We start from the raw sequence: 16607 nt of genomic DNA, 5'->3' as shown, positions 1-16607 counted from the left end.
TCACTCGCCGGATGAAGTAAGCGGCGCTTGGCGCGCCAGGGGAATGCCGAAGGTACCGGTACCCAGCGCCTGCGCGATCATGCGTTCGCTGTCGTGCGCCAGTCCGGGTCGCCGCACGTCGATCCACTCCAGCGTGCGTGCCTCATGCGAAAGCCGGCGCTTGTAGGGCTGCGCGCCGGCCAGGAAGTCGAACGCCTGCAGCCCCTCGTCCAGGCAATGCTGGATGCAGGTGGCCAGGGCGACCGAACCCGGACTGTCGTAGCGCGGCAGCGCGCCATAGTTCAGCCCGCAGTTGTAGAAATACACCGTGCCGCGCCAGTGCAGGTTGTACAGATACCCCACGACCAGCGGGCCCGCACTGACCCGGGTCAGCCGGATGTAGCCATCGTCCATGCCTTTCCGCACCAGCGCCTGGTGGAAGGCATGGAAGAAGTCGCCGGAGAACGAACCCTCCTGCCCCTTCGACCGCCATCGGCGTTCGTGCAGCGCGCGCAGTTCGTCCAGCCACGCCAGTGCCTGTTCGACGCTGCCGGCCAACTCGACCCTCAGGGCGCCGTGCGCCTCGTAAGCACGCAGGCTCTGCCGCAGGTGATGGCGGAAGTTGCGCTTCAGCGAGTCGACGTAACCCTTGCCGCTGTCCCGCAACCAGTCCAGGTCGACCCGGCAACAGGGCTGGCTGAGCACGCAATAGCAGTGCAGGCCGGCGGGCAGCGCGGAGGCGATATGCGGTCCGTGGCTGGTGGCGGTGATGCGGAAGCGCCGCCACCCTTCCCAGTTGCTTTCGAGGGCGCGGAACAGGGCCGCGTAGGCGGCGACTTCGCCGCCGCGCCTCACCAGCAGGCCCGAGTACTCGATGCTGATCTCGTCCACGGCTTCGATGCCGGTTTCCTGCAGCCGCAGCGAATGCCGCCCGAAGAACCGGCCCTTGCCCTGTTCCGGTGCGTCGACCGCCAGCGCCAATGCCAGCAGTCCCTGGCTGTCCTCGATACGGCAGACGCGCGGCGCGATCTGCGCCGGCAGTTGCTCCAGCCAGGTCGATATCCAGTACCAGTGCGTGAACGGCGTGCCGTCGGCCTGCGCCTGCAGGCGCCTCCAGTCATCGGCAAGATCCGGATAGTCCGCCAGCCTCCGCCATTCCCCCCGCGCGTCGCCCGCCATTCGCGGCGCCACGCCCACGGCCCCCGCCATCAGGCGCGACCCAGGCACACGTCGCCGCCGCGCACCGCCAACACCTGCCTGCAGACGGCCAGCGTATCCGCCGCGACATCGTCCCAGCCGCGGCTCACCGAGGCCGACAGCGCATCGGCATCCCATGTCCTGGCCAGCGCATCGGCCAGGCCGCGCTCGAGTGCCGCCGCATCCCGCGGCGGCACCATGATGCCGTTGCCTGCCGTGATGATTTCGCCGGTACCGCCCACGGCGGTAGCCACGACGGGCCGGCCGCAGGCGATCCCCTCGACGACGACATTGGGGTAGCCCTCCGACCAGCTGGGCAGCGTCAGCACGTCGGACGCACCGATCCACTCGGCGACCTGCACCGGCTCCAGTCCGCCGGTCATGGTGACGCGCCCGCCCAGGCCGGTGGCCTGTACCAGGCCAGCCAGTTCTTCGCGCATCACACCGTCGCCGATCAGCGCCAGGCGCAGCAGCGGGTCGCCCGCGGCCAACGACTGGAAGGCCTGCAGCAGTTCGCGCATGCCCTTGGCTTCGACGAAGCGACCGACATAGGCGATCAGCCGCGCATCCTCGGGCACTCCCAGCTTCGCGCGCATGGCCCGACGGTCGCGTGGATGGAACACGTCCGTATCGATGCCATTGACGATCGGATGCACGCGCTCGGGATCGGCGCCGAACGCGGCGATGGCGGTATCGCGCATCGCGCTGCTGACGGTCAGCATCGCATCCAGGCCGTGCAGCGTGCGACGGGTCATGTAGGCGTTGAGGCCCGAGCGCACATGGATGTCCGAACCGCGCGCACCGACGATGCAGGGCACGCCGATGCGCCGGGCCGCCCGCTTGGCCGCGAACCCATCCGGATATACCCAGTAGGCCAGCACGAGGTCCGGCTCGAAACGACGCAGCCGCGGCACCAGCGCCCGGCTGGCCATCCAGCCGTTGGTGGCGCGCGATATGCCCGGCAACGCGGGATACGTGTAGGCCTCGACATCGATCCCGTCGAGCGCGTAGTCCGCCCCCACCTCGCCACGCAGGAAGCTGCGCGGCGACAGGCCGGGGACGCGGGGATAACTCGCCTGCTGGAAGAACACGCGCACCCGTGCAAGCTGCGAAAGCGCACGCGCCGTTTCATGGATGTAGCGCCCCCGCGTCTGGTCGTGGGGCACGGGCAGGATCGGGGTAACGAGAGCTATTCGGGGCATCATCAATCCTGTTGAACGCAATCCGTCCCGATCCGAGGCCATGGCCGCGGGTCACCCCATGGCCAGCAGAACCTTCAGCACGACGTAGAAGCAGGCCACGGCACCCAGCGTCAACACGATCCAGCGCAGCACGTGGTTGCCCAGACGCAACTCTCCAAGCGCGGGAAATCGGGCCAGAACATTGGAATGGTGCGCCACGACAAGGGCGGACAGCAGGTAAAGCAGGATCACGTAGCTGCGGCTGAGGAAGAAGGCCGCGGCGAAGAATCCCGACAACGCCACCAGCAGGGCCAATGCGATGGTCCTCGCATCCTGCCACTCAAGAATATCGTCCTCGTCCTCGAACTCGGGTTCGAAACGGACGATGCGGTACATCATCCAGAAGCCGTAGCCGATGAAGGCGAACCACAACGCGAACCCGATGATGCCGGTCTCCGCCAGCACCAGGATGATGGAGTTGTGCGCGGTCAGGTAGTGGTGCTGGGTGAACTGTCCGGCACCCACGCCCAGCAGGGGATGGGTGATGAACATCTGCATGCCTTCGTACCACGCATCGATGCGACCGGATGCCGACGATTCCTGCACGTTCAGCTGGTCCAGCCGCGAGGGCATCAGCCGCAGCAGCACCAGCGCGCCCGCGCCCAGCATGGCCGCCCACACCCGGCCACGCTGGATCCAGATGTAGACCGCCGTCATCGTCACCACGGCGAGGAACGAGCCGCGCGAATTCGTCAGGTAGATGCCGTAGCACAGGAGCAGGCATCCACAGAACCAGAACAGCCGCCGCATGCCGAGGAAGCCGCCACGGCTGCCCAGGTAGACCGCCATGGGAATCGAGATGACGAACAACATGCCCAGGTCGTTGGGATCGCTGAAGATGCCCACGTACTGGATGCGGCCGTCCTCCACCGTGGTCTGGCCCGTCCATCCCACCCCGGAGGACGCCTGCTGCACGCCGTGCACGGCCAGCACGAAGGCGCACAGCACGATCACCGTCATGATCACCCGCGTGTAGGACGGCCGGTTGACGGCGTTGGCCAGCAGGAAGAACGAGATCACGCAGGGCAGAAAATCCACGGCCGCGATGCGCGCGCCGCCGATCCATCCCGTAACGGCCAGGGAGAGGAACAGGGCCACCAGGAACAGCGGCAGCAGGAGATACTGCGGGGCGTTGAATCGCTTCTCGCGCGAAAACACCCACGCGATCGCCGCAGACACCATGGCCAGCGGCAGGATCGGAATGCCGAAACCCGCCATCTGCGGATAGTCCTGCGGCCTCAGCAGCACCAGCATCAGGTAGATCAGCACGAAGACGAACATCATCATCGGCATGTCCCCCGCAGGCGTCGCACGCGGCGCCCGGTCACCACAGGTGCAGCCTCGGATTGCGGACGTACGCCACCAGTGCCTGGCCCGCGTAGACGTTCATGTGGAAGAACGTCGACAGCAGCCGTACCGGCACCCAGTCCGACAGGGCCGGAAGCCAGTTCGCCGCCACCAGCAGCGCGATCGCACCCACGCCCGCAAGCAGGCATGCCAGGTAGAGCGGATGCGAAAACGCCAGGAAAACCGAGGATGCGGCCAACAGGCACAGCAGCCAGGGCACCATCAACCTCAACAGCTTGTGGCTGACGAAGCGGAACCACAGCGGGTTCTGGAACGGCACCACCAGCCATGGCGCGAACGCAACCGCCTGGTAGTTGCCTGCCAGCGTCCGTACTTTGCGCAGACGCTCCTGAGCCGACGTCGTGGACGGCGTGTCCCACGCGACGGCACCGGCCTCGAACACGACGCGATAGCCATCGCGCACCACGTTCATCGGCGTCAGCACGTCGTCGAGTACGGTGCCGGGCGGAAGCGGCACGTACAAATCACGCCGGATCGCATACAGCGCACCCGTGACACCTACGACCGAACCGCTGCGGGCCTCCGCGTGGCGGATCATCTTCTCGTATCGCCAGTAGGCACCGACCTTGGCCGCGAAACCTCCCTGCTCGTCGACGAAGCAGAGTTCGCCGCTCACCGCTCCCACGTCAGGATCCGCGAAATTGGCAGCCAGTCGGGTCAAGGCATCCGGCTCGAGCCGCTGTCGCACATCCACCATCAGGAGCACTTCGCCGGTGGCCATGGGCACCAGATCGGCGAGGCACGCCGCCTTTCCCCGGCGATGCGGAAACTCGACGACGCGGACGCGGCGCGACGCGATTTGGCGCAGCGCATCCGCCGTGTGGTCCGTGCAGCCATCGCAGGCCACGAGGATGTCCAGATTCTCCGCCGGGTAATCCAGCGACAGCAGGTTCTCGACCTTGGCGACCGCGCTCTCCGGCGCATTGCGCACGGCCAGGATCGCCGTCACGCGGGGAGAATGCGGACGCTTTCGCACCGGATTCGGGAACAGCCGGCCCCACGCCACCACCCACATCGGGTAGCCGGCGTAGGTGAACAGGATGATGATCAGACTGCCCCAGAAGGCCAGCAGCGCAAGTATCGGCAACATCAACGCGCACCATCCGTCGGCAATCCGTCGGCCCACCGTTGCAGGCGTCCCTGCACGCGATTCGAGAGCGCCGGGAAGCGCTGCAGCAACAACCCGAGCTGGTTGACGTCGCCCGCCCGCCAGGCGCGCATGACGACCGTTCCGGATACGAAGAACGCGGCATAGATGAGGCCCGCAGCCAGTTCGGTCCATGGATTGATCCCGCCCAGCAGCATCGGGATGAGGGCGATGGCGATGGCGACCAGCGCACACGCCAACATGCGCCCGAGTTCGCGCCACGGCACTCGCAGCTTCAGCAACCGCGACACGCCCGTGGCCATCAGCGCGAAGATCAGCACTTCGGAAATGGCATGCGCCGCCACGGCACCATTGAGGCCATAACGCGGGATCAGCAGCACGGACAGCACGGCCACGCTCAGGATCGAGAAAAGCACGTAGCCCACACGCAGGTGCTGGTTGTCCGTCGTGGACAACAGGGCGTTGAACGCGCCGCCGATCATGGTGAAGCCGCCGACCACCATCATTGCCCTCAGCGGACCCACGACCGGCCGGTACTCGGCGCCGTACAGCAGCGCTACCGCGCTGTCCGCCAGCAGTGCGCCCGTCCCCGCCAGCAACAGGCCGATGAATGCGAAGTAGCGCATGGCATTCGCCATGATCGTATTGACGCCGTCCTGCCCGTCCCTGCCGAATGCATGTCCCATCATCGGCATCAGCACCGTGGCCAGTCCCGAGGCCAGCAGGTCCACGCCACCGCGCGTGAGCGCCGCCGCGATCGCGAAGAAGCCCACGGCGGCCGAGCCGATCATGGCATTCAGCATCCAGGTTTCGATGGACTTGTTGCTGATCGCGTAAGCGAGGGTCAACAGCACGGTCCAGCCCAGATGCCGCTTCAGCCGAGCCAGCGTGGCCGGCTCCGTCGGCGCATGCGAGGGCCGCACACCCGCCTTGCGCAGCATGATGGACGAGCACACGACGTAGCCGACGCTGACCACGGTGAACAGCAGCAGATACGCCAGCAGCGGCGCCTTGATCGCGACAAGCACCAGGACGGCGACGATGTTGAGCAGGCTCATCGTCACGGTCGACCGCGCTTCGACGTGGAACAGGCCGTAGCCCTTGGCGACGGACACATCGAACAGGAACATGGCCTTGGCGATGGCGGCCACCAGCACGACCCCTGCGAATACCGCCAGATGCCCTTCCCAGCCGGCCGGCGTGAAGAACGGCATGGTCAGCAGGAAGGCCAGCGTCACCAGCCCGACGCAGGCGAGTTGCCAACGGCGCAGCCACCCATGGATGCTTCGGGCGGTTTCCGGCGATCCTCGACCCAGGCTTTCCGACGCAAAGCGGATGACCGTCGTGGTCAGGCCGTTGTTGCTGAACATGATCAGCAGCCCGGCCATCCATACCATGTAGGTATAGCGGCCGAAGTCGTTGGGGCCCAAGGTCCGCGCCACCAGCACGCTGGTCAGCAACCCCAGCGCGTACGTTACGTACGTGGAGCCCATGACCATGATGGCACCGCGGATGGCCGTTCTGCCGTTGAAAGGCTGGTTCATATTCCCCTGTGGTCGGTGCAATGGCCCGCACCTGTGCTGATTGTCAGGAACAACGCAAAAAACACCCAACAGTGGTCACCGACTCCTCGTCGCTCGCATGGCGGACGTTCATGCACTGACCTCCTGCGGGCGTCTTTCACGTTCTCCGCTTCATATGAAACCTTCAGGCACGCTGGGCATCGTTCATGTCATTGATTCTCTTGAGTTCGGAGGCCTGGAACGCGTCGTCGCCGACCTCGCCATCGCGCAAGCGGCGCATGGCCATGCCGTCAGCATATTCAGCCTCTGCGACACCGAAGGATTTCGTCCACTGCTGGCGGAAGCCGGCGTACCGGTCACCATCGGCCACAAGCGTGGCGGCGCGGATCCCAGGCTGATCCGCTTGCTGCGGGCCTCCCTGCTGGATCGCAGCGTGGACGTCGTGCATACCCACAACTTCGTCCCGAGCTACTACGCCGTCACGGCGACGCGATTCGCCCTGCGACGGCCGGCGGTGGTGAATACCTGCCACAACATGGGCGGGCGACTCGGCAATCGCCGCCTGCGTTGGCTCTACCAGTGGTCGTTGAAGCATTCGCAGAAGATCGCCATGGTCGGCACCAAGGTGCGCGACCATCTGCTGGCGCGCGACCTGGTGCCCGCAGCCAAGAGCGGCACCGTGATGAATGGCATTCCCGTCGATCACTTCCAGCACTCGTCCATCGCCCGCACCCAAGTCCGGGACGAACTCGGTATCGCGCCCGACGCGCTGGTGGTCGGCACCGTCGGCAGGCTGGTCGAGCTGAAGAACCAGCGCCTGCTGCTGGAAGCGGTGGCCGGGTTGCTGCCATCCCGTCCCGACACGAGGGTGATCCTGGCCGGCGATGGCCCCCTCCGCGACACGCTGCAGGCGTTCGCCGGGCAACTCGGCCTGCAGGATGCAGTCGTCTTCACCGGTCCCCGCAAGGACATTCCCAGGCTCCTCAGCGCATTCGACGTGTTCGCCCTGCCCTCCCGCACGGAGGGCCTGTCGATCGCGTTGCTGGAAGCCTGCGCGGCAGGACTTCCCCTGGTGGCAACCCGCGTGGGCGGCAACGATGAAATCGTGCAGGAGAACCACACCGGCCTGTTGATTCCGCCCGACGATGTCAACGCACTCCGAACGGCGCTCTCACGCCTGTTGCACGATCCCGGCGAGCGCCTGCGCATGGGAGCGCGCGCCCGCGAATGGGTGCTCGAACACGGATCGATCGACGTCATGCGGAAAAACTACGATGCGCTCTACGCCAGCGCGCTGAGCGCGCGCTGATCCCGGCGCGCGGCCGTCGCGGCCACCGTACCCTGCAAGGCAATCCGGGGTCGCGCCATGCACGGCCGGCCTTCCGGCCGGGCCGGCACTAGCCAGCGCGACCCGCCAGGTCATCGAACGCGCGCTCCAGGCCGATCTGCGTCGGGACGCGCGGCTGCCATCCGATCGCCTTCAGCTTGCCGTTCGGATAGTCGAAGCGCCGGTACATCGAGCGCACCACGTACGGCGTGAACACCGCGGGCAGCTGGCCCTTCGACCACTGGTGGTAACGAAGCAGCACCTTGGCGCCCAGCATGAACAACGGATACGGCACCGGCACCACGCGCAGCTTCGCTACCCGGCGCCGGTAGGCGCGCAGGTACTGGGCGCAGGTCGGGATGTCGTCGTCGACCACGTTGTACGCTTCGCCATCGACGCCATTCAATGCAGCGCAGGCGATCGCGTCGGCGCAGTTGTCGACGTACGTCAATGGCAGCGGCGCACCACGGCCGAGGCTGAAGAACAGGCCCATCGCGCCGATCCCCACCCGGTTGGAAAACGCGCCGCCGCCCGGCCCGTAGATGACGCCCGGACGGAGCACCACGGTCTCGAAGCCGTAGCGTTGGCGGTACTCGTCGAGCAGGTGCTCCTGCCGCGTCTTGGCATGCGCGTACGGCCCCTTGTCGATGCCGATCGGCTCGATCGGCACCGTCTCGTCGTGCGCCGCGCCGGTCGGCAGCGACGCCGTGCGATAGACCGCAAACGAACTCACCATCACCACCCGGCGCACGCCCGCATCGGCCGCTGCCTGCAGCAGGTTGCGGGTACCGACGACCGTGTTGGCGAACATGTCCGCTGCCGAACCCCGCATGCCGGCTGCGGCGTGCACCAGTACGTCCACGCCTTCCAGCATCGGTGCCAGGTCGTGGCGATGCAGCAGGTTGGCCGCCACCACGCTGACGCGCGCGTCGGGATGCGCACGCTGGAGTTTCTCCAGCAGGCCGGCCGGTGCCGTCCGGCGCACGTGGATGCGCAGGTCCTTCACGCCTGAAGCCAACAGGCTTTCGGCGATCCTGCGGCCGAGAAATCCGGCCGCGCCGGTCAACAGGACGGTCATGCGGGGCGCTCCAGCGCTTCGACGATGCCGTCGATCAGGGTGGCCACCCGCAGGATGTGCGTGTGCGGCACCGGATCCTCGCCGCGGCCCTCGATGGCATCGTAGAACCCGCCCAGCAGCACCCGCATGCACTGGAAGTAGTGGAACCGGTTGCGCATGAAATCCCCTGTGTTCTTCGCGCCGTTGCCGGCGAAGCGCAGCGCCTGCACCCATGCCGGGAACAGCCGGCCCAGCGCGCTGGGCTGGTCCTGGCGTGCGCTGCGCACCAGCGTGCGGGCGGCGTAGTCGAGCTCGACGGTGTCGCGCGTGCCGTATACCTTCATGGCATGCGACACCGGCCTGGCATGCGAACTGACCATGCCGGACACGGTGACGCCGTTGCCGCCAGCCAGGGTGAAGCGGAGTTCGTCCGGCATCGCGTCCAGCGCCGCATCGCCGCTGCCTTCGCGCATGCGGAGTGCGAACGCGTTCACCGCCACCGGCTCCTCGAGGAACGGCGCCACCTTGGCCAGCACGTGGTCGAGCACGTTATGGAACAGCTTGCCGGGCAACCGGTGGACCCAGTGCGCCGGGTCGCCCATCACCGCGATGCCGTAGTCGCCGCCCAGGTTGTAGCCATAGCTCGTGTCCACGTGCACGACGTCGCCCAGCGCATGCTCCGCCATCAGGTCGCGCAGCTGCAGGCCGGGCGTCTCGAAGTTGTAGAGGTAGTTGACGCTGATCCTGCGGCGCGTCGCCTGCGCACAGTCCAGGATGCGCCGCGTGCCGGCGGCATCGAGCGCGAACGGTTTCTCAAGGAAGACGTGGCAGCCCAGTTCCATCGCCTGGCAGGCAAGCTGCACATGCGAATCCGGGGGCGTCACGATGTGGACCACCTCCAGGCGTTCGGCGCGGATCATGTCCGCCATGTCCGCATGGCCGGCCACGCCGCTCCATCGCTGTGCGAAACGCTCGACCATCAAAGGCTCGCGGTCGCAGGCCGCGACCAGGTCGGCGCGACCGATCGCGCGCAGTTGCTCGGCATGACCGTCGGCGATCTTGCCGCACCCCACAATCCCCACCCTCATCCGATGCTCCCGGCAACGCGCGGCATGGCCGGCTCGGACACCGCCGGTGCAACGCCGTACGCGGGCCGCGGGATCACGTAGTCGCGGTACAGGCCCGGTTCGCCGATTTCGCCAGCCTCCGCTGCCTTCGCCAGGTTGTACATCTCGCGGGCGCTGACGTAGTGCAGCTTCCACGCGCGGCCATCGTTGTAGCGCGACTCCAGGTAGCTGTGCGCCTCGTCCATCGAGCGGCCCAGCAGCGTGTCCATGTCGCAATCCTCCGCGCCGTGGGTATGGATCTTGACGAAGGTCCACTCGGGCCGACCCTCGATATGGATGCCGGTCTGCACCCAGGCGTCGATGCGGTCACGCGACGGCGGCGCCACCTTGCGGATATCGGAATTCTCGATGCGCGGGATCAGGCCGAACTTGCGGCTCTTCCAGCGGAAGCCCAGCGGCCCCTGGATGATCATCAGGTCGCCGTCCTGCTGGCCGCCGACGCGAACGCGCGGGCCGGTATCGTGCGACTTGCATCGCACCGGATCGTCCTTGGCGTAGTGGATACGGTTGACCGTCCGCGTCTGGCAGGGATCCGGCGCCGCCGGCAACGTGAAGTCGGCGTAGCAGCCCTCCTCCCGCAGCACGATCAACTCGTTGTCGACACCGCAATGACGGCCGCTGGGATGGCTGTTGTCCAGCGCCCAGTTGCCGTGGATGAACGCCCAGCGCGGCTGCCCGCTGACCGGATCGCGCGGCAACGCGTCATGGCGCGCCGCCAGCAGCTCGGTGAAGCGCGACAGCTTTTCGCGCAGTCCGGCCTCGGTATCGTCGTCATGGTGGAGGTGGATCTCGATCTCGCCGAGTCCTTGCCGGCACAGTTCCACCAGGGCATCGAGATGTTCCTCCCGATACTCTTCTTCGGGATAGAAGAACGAATGCACGGGCGGCCTGCCGTCGGCATCACGATGGCCTTCGCACAGGCGCGGCAGGTCACGCCGCCAGCGGGCGACGCGCGCGCGCTCCTTCTCCAGGTCCGGTTTGCCCCAGGCCGGCTCGTAGTGGTCCACGAAACAGAACAGCAGGTGGCGGGTGGCGCCCTCAGGCACCGGCGCGCGCCAGTCCTGCTTCATCCACGCGAGCAACCAGCCCATGACATTGCGCTTGCGCACCAGCCGCACCACAAGCACCAGAGCCAGCAGCGCGACCGCCGCCAGCGAAAGCAGAATGAACTTCATCAGTGATATCCCGGGATCAAATCGGTTCCATGCAGCCTGCAGGGCGGCGTAGCGCGAGCGTGCCACCACACCGGCATCGTCGGCACTGGCACGCACGGCCGCAAGGGTGTCATCCGCAACGACCGCAGCCGGCGCAGGCGCCGGCAGCGCTGCGGCGACAGGCAGGCCGGTCTCGTAGGCGCCCAGGTCGGGCGGGTCGCCGCGCGGGGCGCCATCGATGTCGTCGGTCACCGCATCCAGCGCCATGCCGGCCTTGATCGCCGGACTGCCGGCTTGCGGCTTGCCGGTGTCGTCCAGCAGGAACGCCGCCTGCTTGCCGTGGACATCGGTGCCCATCCGCCGCTGCCAGCGTTCGAAGTCGCCGACGGCGGCCAGCATCGGCGTCTGCGGGCGCTGGTCGATGAAGCGGCAGGCGCCACGACGATCCGAGTAGCCGTTCCCGTCCATGCCCGGGTCGCCATCCAGCGCGGACAGCGCGCCCCCCAGTTCCTCTTCGTGCGTCCAGCGTATCTCCACGCATGGATGTCCATCCTGCACCACGAGGTTGTTGCGGATCGTCGGATTGACGTTGGCCGGTCGCTTGGCGTTCTGGTCCCAGTCCTGGAACGAGAGGCCGAAATAGAGGGCCGAATGGCCCAGGCGGCCGGCATTGACGATGGTGTTGTTGGCCACGATGGCGTCCTTGGACGCGTACATGCCGATGCCCGAGTAACCGGTGTTGCGCACCACGTTGTTGCGCACGATCCCCCGGATCGACTCGTAGTACTGCGGGTTCACGCTCAGGTCGAAGAACTCCGTGCTGGTGTCGAAGCCCACCAGGATCCCCGCATCGCCCGTGTTCTCGATCCGGTTGCGCTGCACCACCACATCCCGCGCACCACCCTTGAAGTACATGCCCGTGGTGGCCGTGTCGTGGATGTAGCTGTCTTCCACCAGCATGCCGTCGGCATTGACGTTGTCGATGCCGTCGGCATTGCTGTTGTCGCGCGCACCCGTGGTGTGGATCTCCACCCGGCGGATCGTGGCCCGGTTCGACTTGGGCGTGATCTTGATCCCGTCCCGGCCGGTGCTGTGGATCAGCAGATCTTCCAGCACCACGTCGCTGGCACCGGTATCGGTGGCAGGACCGCCCTGGTACCAGTTGGTCTGCAGCATGATCCCGTAGTAGTAGCCGCCGCTGATCTCCAGGTTCGACAGCCGGCTGCCCGAGGCCGCCGGATCGATCTGGATGGTGACCGAGTCAGGCGTGGTGATCGCGCAGTGGATGCGCGCCTTGCCTTCGCCGGCGTAGGTCTGCAGCGTCATCTTCTGCCGCAGGCGCACGTCGCACTCGTTGTAGGTGCGGTTGTTGGCCGGGGCGCGCAGGGTGATGGTGTCGCCGGCACGGCCGAGGCTGATCGCTCGCTTGACCGTGCGGTAGGGGTTCTGCAGCGTGCCCGTGCCGCTGCTGTCGTTGCCAGACGTCGAGACGTACAGCTCCGCCGACAGTGCGGGGGTACCCAGCGATACGCAGGCGAAAAACACGGCGGCTGCCACGGCACCGGGGACGCGCGCAGGAGTTGGCATGTACATCGGTGGCGGATTTCCTGAAGTTCCCAGTCCCGCCGTGTACCATCACGACAGGGCGGCAGGCCCGGAAGCACCGGAGCACACACGTCGCCTTCGTCGCCAGCATGGACAACGCGTTCGTCGTGATCGCTCCGAGGATTGCCCCGCGCACCGCGTCTCACCTCAGAAAAACGCGGATGTGCCCGAAATCCGGCCACGGCAGTCCTGTTTCGGGGCCAATCCGCGTTACAAGGTAAAGAGGGACAGGATCTGCATGATCCGCGACGCATGAGGGATCCGCGTGCGGAGTCGAGAAGGGGGATGGAACGTTGAAGAGAGGGATGATCGCCAAACTGCTTTCGGTGACGGGATTCGGCCGCCTTCTGGCTACGCTTCCACGCCGCGGGGTACTGGTGTTCAACTACCATCGCATCGGCGATGGCGCACAGTCGCAACCGTACGATCGCGCACTCTGGAGCGCGAGTGTCGACGGCTTCGACGAACAGGTCGGCCATCTGGCCCGTGGTTTCGACGTCATCTCGCCGAAAGACCTGGACCATGCCCTCGGCGACCGCAGGGGTCGCTACGCACTGATCACCTTCGACGACGGCTATCTCGACAACTACGAACTCGCCTTCCCGATCCTGCAACGGCATCGCGTTCCCGCCGCATTCTTCATCGCCACCGGCTTCATCGACAGGCCCTCGCTGCCGTGGTGGGATGAAATCTGCTGGTTGCTCCGCACCTCCACCCGGTCGCGCATCTCGCTGGCGCCGTGGATCGGCCAACCGCTCCTGCTGCAACCCTCGTGCGACATCGCCATCGCGCTGGTGCTCACCCGGTACAAATCGCTGCCGTCGAGCGATGCCGCGGCCATGCTGCGCGCATTGCGCGATGCGGCAGGCGTCCGGCATCCCGACGACGTGTCCGGGCACTGGATGAACTGGGACATGATCCGCGAGATGGCACGTGCCGGCATGACCATCGGCGGGCACACCGTCAATCATCCGGTGCTGTCGCGGATGCCGAAGGAACAGCAGTTCCTCGAAATCTCCGGCTGCGCCGCGCGCCTGAAGGCGGAGGTCGGCTGCGACATGGAGTATTTCGCCTATCCGGTCGGCAACCGCAATTCGTTCAACGACGATACCCGCAGTTGCCTGGAAGCGATGAACGTACGCCACGCCTTTTCCTACTATGGCGGCTACGCCACGCAGTCATCGCCCCGCTTCGACATTCCCCGCGTGGCGATGGAACGCCACATCAGGAAGCACGAGTTCGAAGCCATGGCATCGCTGCCGCAGATCTGCGCGCGTCCCTACAACTGAACCACGTTCCACCCTGACATGAACCACGGCGCGGACTTCCTGGCCCTGTACGAAGCACTCGGTGTCGGCCCGGAGTGCGATCCCGACGCCTTCAAGCGTGCCTACCGCAGGCGCGTATCCGGATTGCATCCGGATCGCGCGGGCGGCGATCCCCGCGACGAGGACACGCTGAAGACGCTGAACTACGCCTACTCGGCGGCGCTGGAGTTCCATCGCGCCCATGGCCGCTTCCCCGGCACGACCGTCAGGGCCTCGCATGCGGGGCCGGCCACGCGCACGGAAATCGCGCACGGAGGGGAGGTCGTCGACACAGAAGCAAGAGGCCCGTCGCGATGGCGGATGGCCGTATGGCTGGGACTGGCGGTGGCGCTGATCGCGCTGCTGCTCGCCGCGAACGATGACGACCGTGCCGCGGACCAGGCCATGCCCTACGGAGCGGAAAGGCCCGCGACGCACGTTGCATCACCGCGGACGGCCACGGAACCGGTACTCAAGCTGGGCATGTCGCCGGATGAAGTGATCGCAGTCATCGGCCCGCCGTTCAGCAGCGACGACACCGGCCAGCAATGGCTGTACGGCGCCTCATGGGTGCGGGTCGCCTGCGGACAACTGGTGGACTGGTACAGCTCACCGTTGCAGCCGCTGAAAGTGGCTCATGATCGGCCGGGCCCGAGCGACACGGTCGACGATTTCCGTCCGCGCCGGCACTGCCCCACCACATCCTGACTCCATGTCGAGGACATGACGTTGCGCGGAGCCTGCCGGCGTTCCGCGCCGCCGGTTTACGCCGGCTCTTCGTCTGCGGGAATCGGCTTCCCTTCCGCTTCCGCCTGCAGCACGCTGCGGCGGATCTTGCCGGTGCCGGTCTTCGGCAGCGCATCGCGGAATTCCACGGTGCGCGGGATCATGAACTCTTCGAGGTGGGCGCGGCAGTGCGCCATGATGGCGCGGGCATCGAGGTCGTCGCGGTCGGTGACCACGATCGCCTTCAACGCATGGCCCATCACCGGGTCCGGAACGCCGACCAGTGCCGCCTCGCGGATACCGGCCAATGCGTACAGGACGTTCTCGACTTCCTTCGGGCTGACCTTCTCGCCGCGGGACTTGAGGATGTCGTCCTTGCGGCCGACGAAATACAGGAAGCCCTCTTCGTCCATGCGGAACAGGTCGCCGGTGTGCAGCACCTTTTCCCACGGATAGCGTCCCGTCTTGAGCGCCTTCGCGGTCGCCTCCTCGTTGCGCCAGTACCCCTGCATCACGTGGCCGCCCCGCACCACGAGTTCACCGACGACGTTCGGTGCCACCGGCCGGCCTTCGTCGTCCGCCACCCAGACTTCCGTGCCGGGGATCGCGATGCCGACACTGTCCGGACGCGTGCTCAGCTGCTCCGGCGGCAGGTAGGTGCAGCGCTTGGACTCGGTCATGCCGTACATCGAGTAGATGCGGGCGTTCGGGAAGATCTCCTGCAGCTTCAGGATGTGCGCTGGCGGCAGCGCCGCCGCCGTGTTGGTCAGGTAGCGCACGCCGCGCGCCCACGCCGGGTCGAAATTGCCGATCTGCACGATCAGCGCGGCCATCGTCGGCACCAGCGGGAAGCCGGTGATGTTTTCCGATGCCAGCAACGGCAGGATCTTCTGCGGGAAGGCGAACGACTTCTCCAGCACCAGCGTGGCGCCCATCTTCACGCACATCAGCAACTGGTAGAGGCCGTAGTCGAACGACAGCGGCAGCACGCTCAGCACCACGTCGTCGCGGTGCGACCGCAGGTAGGTGGTGATGGAGGTCGCGGCGTGCTCGATGTTCTTGTGCGTCATCATGACGCCCTTCGGATTGCCGGTGGAACCCGAGGTGTAGACCAGCATCGCCAGGTCGATGTCGACGCCCGCATGGCGCTTCGCCGCGGCACCGGGCTGAGCGAGATCGACGAACGCGGCATAGGATTCGGCACCGGCAGGCAGCGCCGCCGCGGTATCGTCGACGACCACCACCCGGCGGATGCTCGGCGCCTGCGCGGCGGCGGCCAGCGCCACGGTGGCCAGGCTGGCCTGGGTGAAGAGGACCGAAGCCTCGCAGTTGTTCAGCACGAACGCCAGCTTGTCGGTCTTGGTGGTCGGATTGACCACACTGAAGATGCCGCCCGCGCGCAAGGTGCCGAAAACGCCGATCGCGGTTTCGACGCGATTCTCGAGGAACAGCACGCAACGCTCGCCATTGTCGAAGCCGACTCGCTCGACCAGCGCATCGGCAAAGCGGTCGGCGGCCGCATCCAGCGCCGCGTAGGTGGTGCGCACGCCAGCCTGGACGATCGCCGCCTTGGAAGGGTCGTGCGCGGCAGCGGCGGCCAAGTGCTTCTCGTACCTCAGCATGGTTACGCCGCCTCCTGCTGCTTGCGCTCCACGTAGGCCACGATGCCCGCGATGCTGCCCAGGTTTTCCGGCAACACGTCCTCGTCGTCCACGGTGACCTCGAACGTCTCTTCGATCCACGTCACGATCGTCAGTACGCCGATCGAGTCGACGACCCCGGCATCCAGCAGGTTCTGGTGGGTGGCGAGCTCTTCCCCGGCATCGACGGGAAACGTCGTGCTGATGAACTCCCGTACGCGACTCTCCATCGATTCCATGCAAGGCGG

General features: G+C 66.6%; 13 protein-coding genes. 3 read left to right on the top strand and 10 right to left on the bottom strand.

What is annotated here, in order from left to right:
• The 5 genes from V7060_RS07850 to V7060_RS07830 are packed head-to-tail and all read right to left on the bottom strand — an operon-like array spanning position 1 to position 6392.
• Positions 1-1188, bottom strand: coding sequence for a GNAT family N-acetyltransferase (locus V7060_RS07850; RefSeq protein ID WP_334178691.1), 1188 nt, complete (start codon positions 1186-1188; stop codon positions 1-3).
• Positions 1188-2378 (bottom strand): glycosyltransferase, encoded by a 1191-nt coding sequence (locus V7060_RS07845; protein ID WP_334178690.1) that lies wholly within the window; start codon positions 2376-2378, stop codon positions 1188-1190. The genes V7060_RS07850 and V7060_RS07845 overlap by 1 nt, the downstream gene beginning before the upstream one ends.
• A gap of 51 nt (positions 2379-2429) precedes the next feature.
• Positions 2430-3704: an O-antigen ligase family protein gene (locus V7060_RS07840; protein ID WP_334178689.1), complete on the bottom strand. Its 1275-nt coding sequence runs from the start codon at positions 3702-3704 to the stop codon at positions 2430-2432.
• A 37-nt stretch (positions 3705-3741) separates the two neighbouring features.
• On the bottom strand, positions 3742-4875 hold the full coding sequence (locus V7060_RS07835) for a glycosyltransferase family 2 protein (RefSeq protein WP_334178688.1): 1134 nt from the start codon (positions 4873-4875) through the stop codon (positions 3742-3744).
• Entirely contained in the window at positions 4875-6392 is a 1518-nt protein-coding gene (locus tag V7060_RS07830; protein WP_334178881.1) for an oligosaccharide flippase family protein, read from the bottom strand. The genes V7060_RS07835 and V7060_RS07830 overlap by 1 nt, the downstream gene beginning before the upstream one ends.
• A 199-nt stretch (positions 6393-6591) precedes the next feature.
• Between V7060_RS07830 and V7060_RS07825 the strand changes: the two genes are divergently transcribed.
• Positions 6592-7725, top strand: a complete 1134-nt coding sequence (locus tag V7060_RS07825) for a glycosyltransferase (RefSeq protein WP_334178687.1) — start codon at positions 6592-6594, stop codon at positions 7723-7725.
• Between the two features lie 88 nt (positions 7726-7813).
• Here V7060_RS07825 and V7060_RS07820 read toward each other — a convergent pair whose 3' ends face one another.
• Genes V7060_RS07820 through V7060_RS07810 form a run of 3 tightly spaced genes read right to left on the bottom strand, consistent with a single transcriptional unit; the run spans position 7814 to position 12674 of the window.
• A complete protein-coding gene (locus V7060_RS07820; protein ID WP_334178686.1) occupies positions 7814-8821 on the bottom strand; it encodes an NAD(P)-dependent oxidoreductase in 1008 nt (335 codons plus the stop codon).
• Positions 8818-9888, bottom strand: a complete 1071-nt coding sequence (locus V7060_RS07815; RefSeq protein WP_334178685.1) for a Gfo/Idh/MocA family oxidoreductase — start codon at positions 9886-9888, stop codon at positions 8818-8820. Before V7060_RS07815 ends, V7060_RS07820 begins: the two co-directional genes overlap by 4 nt.
• Positions 9885-12674, bottom strand: coding sequence for a right-handed parallel beta-helix repeat-containing protein (locus V7060_RS07810; RefSeq protein ID WP_334178684.1), 2790 nt, complete (start codon positions 12672-12674; stop codon positions 9885-9887). The genes V7060_RS07815 and V7060_RS07810 overlap by 4 nt, the downstream gene beginning before the upstream one ends.
• 317 nt (positions 12675-12991) lie before the next feature.
• On the opposite strand from V7060_RS07810, the gene V7060_RS07805 reads away from it, so the two are divergent.
• Entirely contained in the window at positions 12992-13975 is a 984-nt protein-coding gene (locus tag V7060_RS07805; protein WP_334178683.1) for a polysaccharide deacetylase family protein, read from the top strand.
• An 18-nt stretch (positions 13976-13993) separates the two neighbouring features.
• Positions 13994-14701: a DnaJ domain-containing protein gene (locus tag V7060_RS07800; RefSeq protein WP_334178682.1), complete on the top strand. Its 708-nt coding sequence runs from the start codon at positions 13994-13996 to the stop codon at positions 14699-14701.
• A 56-nt stretch (positions 14702-14757) separates the two neighbouring features.
• On the opposite strand, the gene V7060_RS07795 is transcribed toward V7060_RS07800, so the two are convergent.
• Together V7060_RS07795 and V7060_RS07790 are read right to left on the bottom strand one after the other, a co-directional pair.
• A complete protein-coding gene (locus tag V7060_RS07795) occupies positions 14758-16341 on the bottom strand; it encodes an AMP-binding protein (protein WP_334178681.1) in 1584 nt (527 codons plus the stop codon).
• Positions 16342-16343: 2 nt separating this feature from the next.
• On the bottom strand, positions 16344-16598 hold the full coding sequence (locus V7060_RS07790; RefSeq protein WP_334178680.1) for an acyl carrier protein: 255 nt from the start codon (positions 16596-16598) through the stop codon (positions 16344-16346).
• Between the last annotated feature and the right edge of the window lie 9 nt (positions 16599-16607).

Origin of the sequence: Pseudoxanthomonas sp., from assembly GCF_036845285.1 — a bacterium.
Lineage (GTDB): Bacteria > Pseudomonadota > Gammaproteobacteria > Xanthomonadales > Xanthomonadaceae > Pseudoxanthomonas_A.
This window is presented reverse-complemented; position numbering and strand designations above follow the sequence as displayed.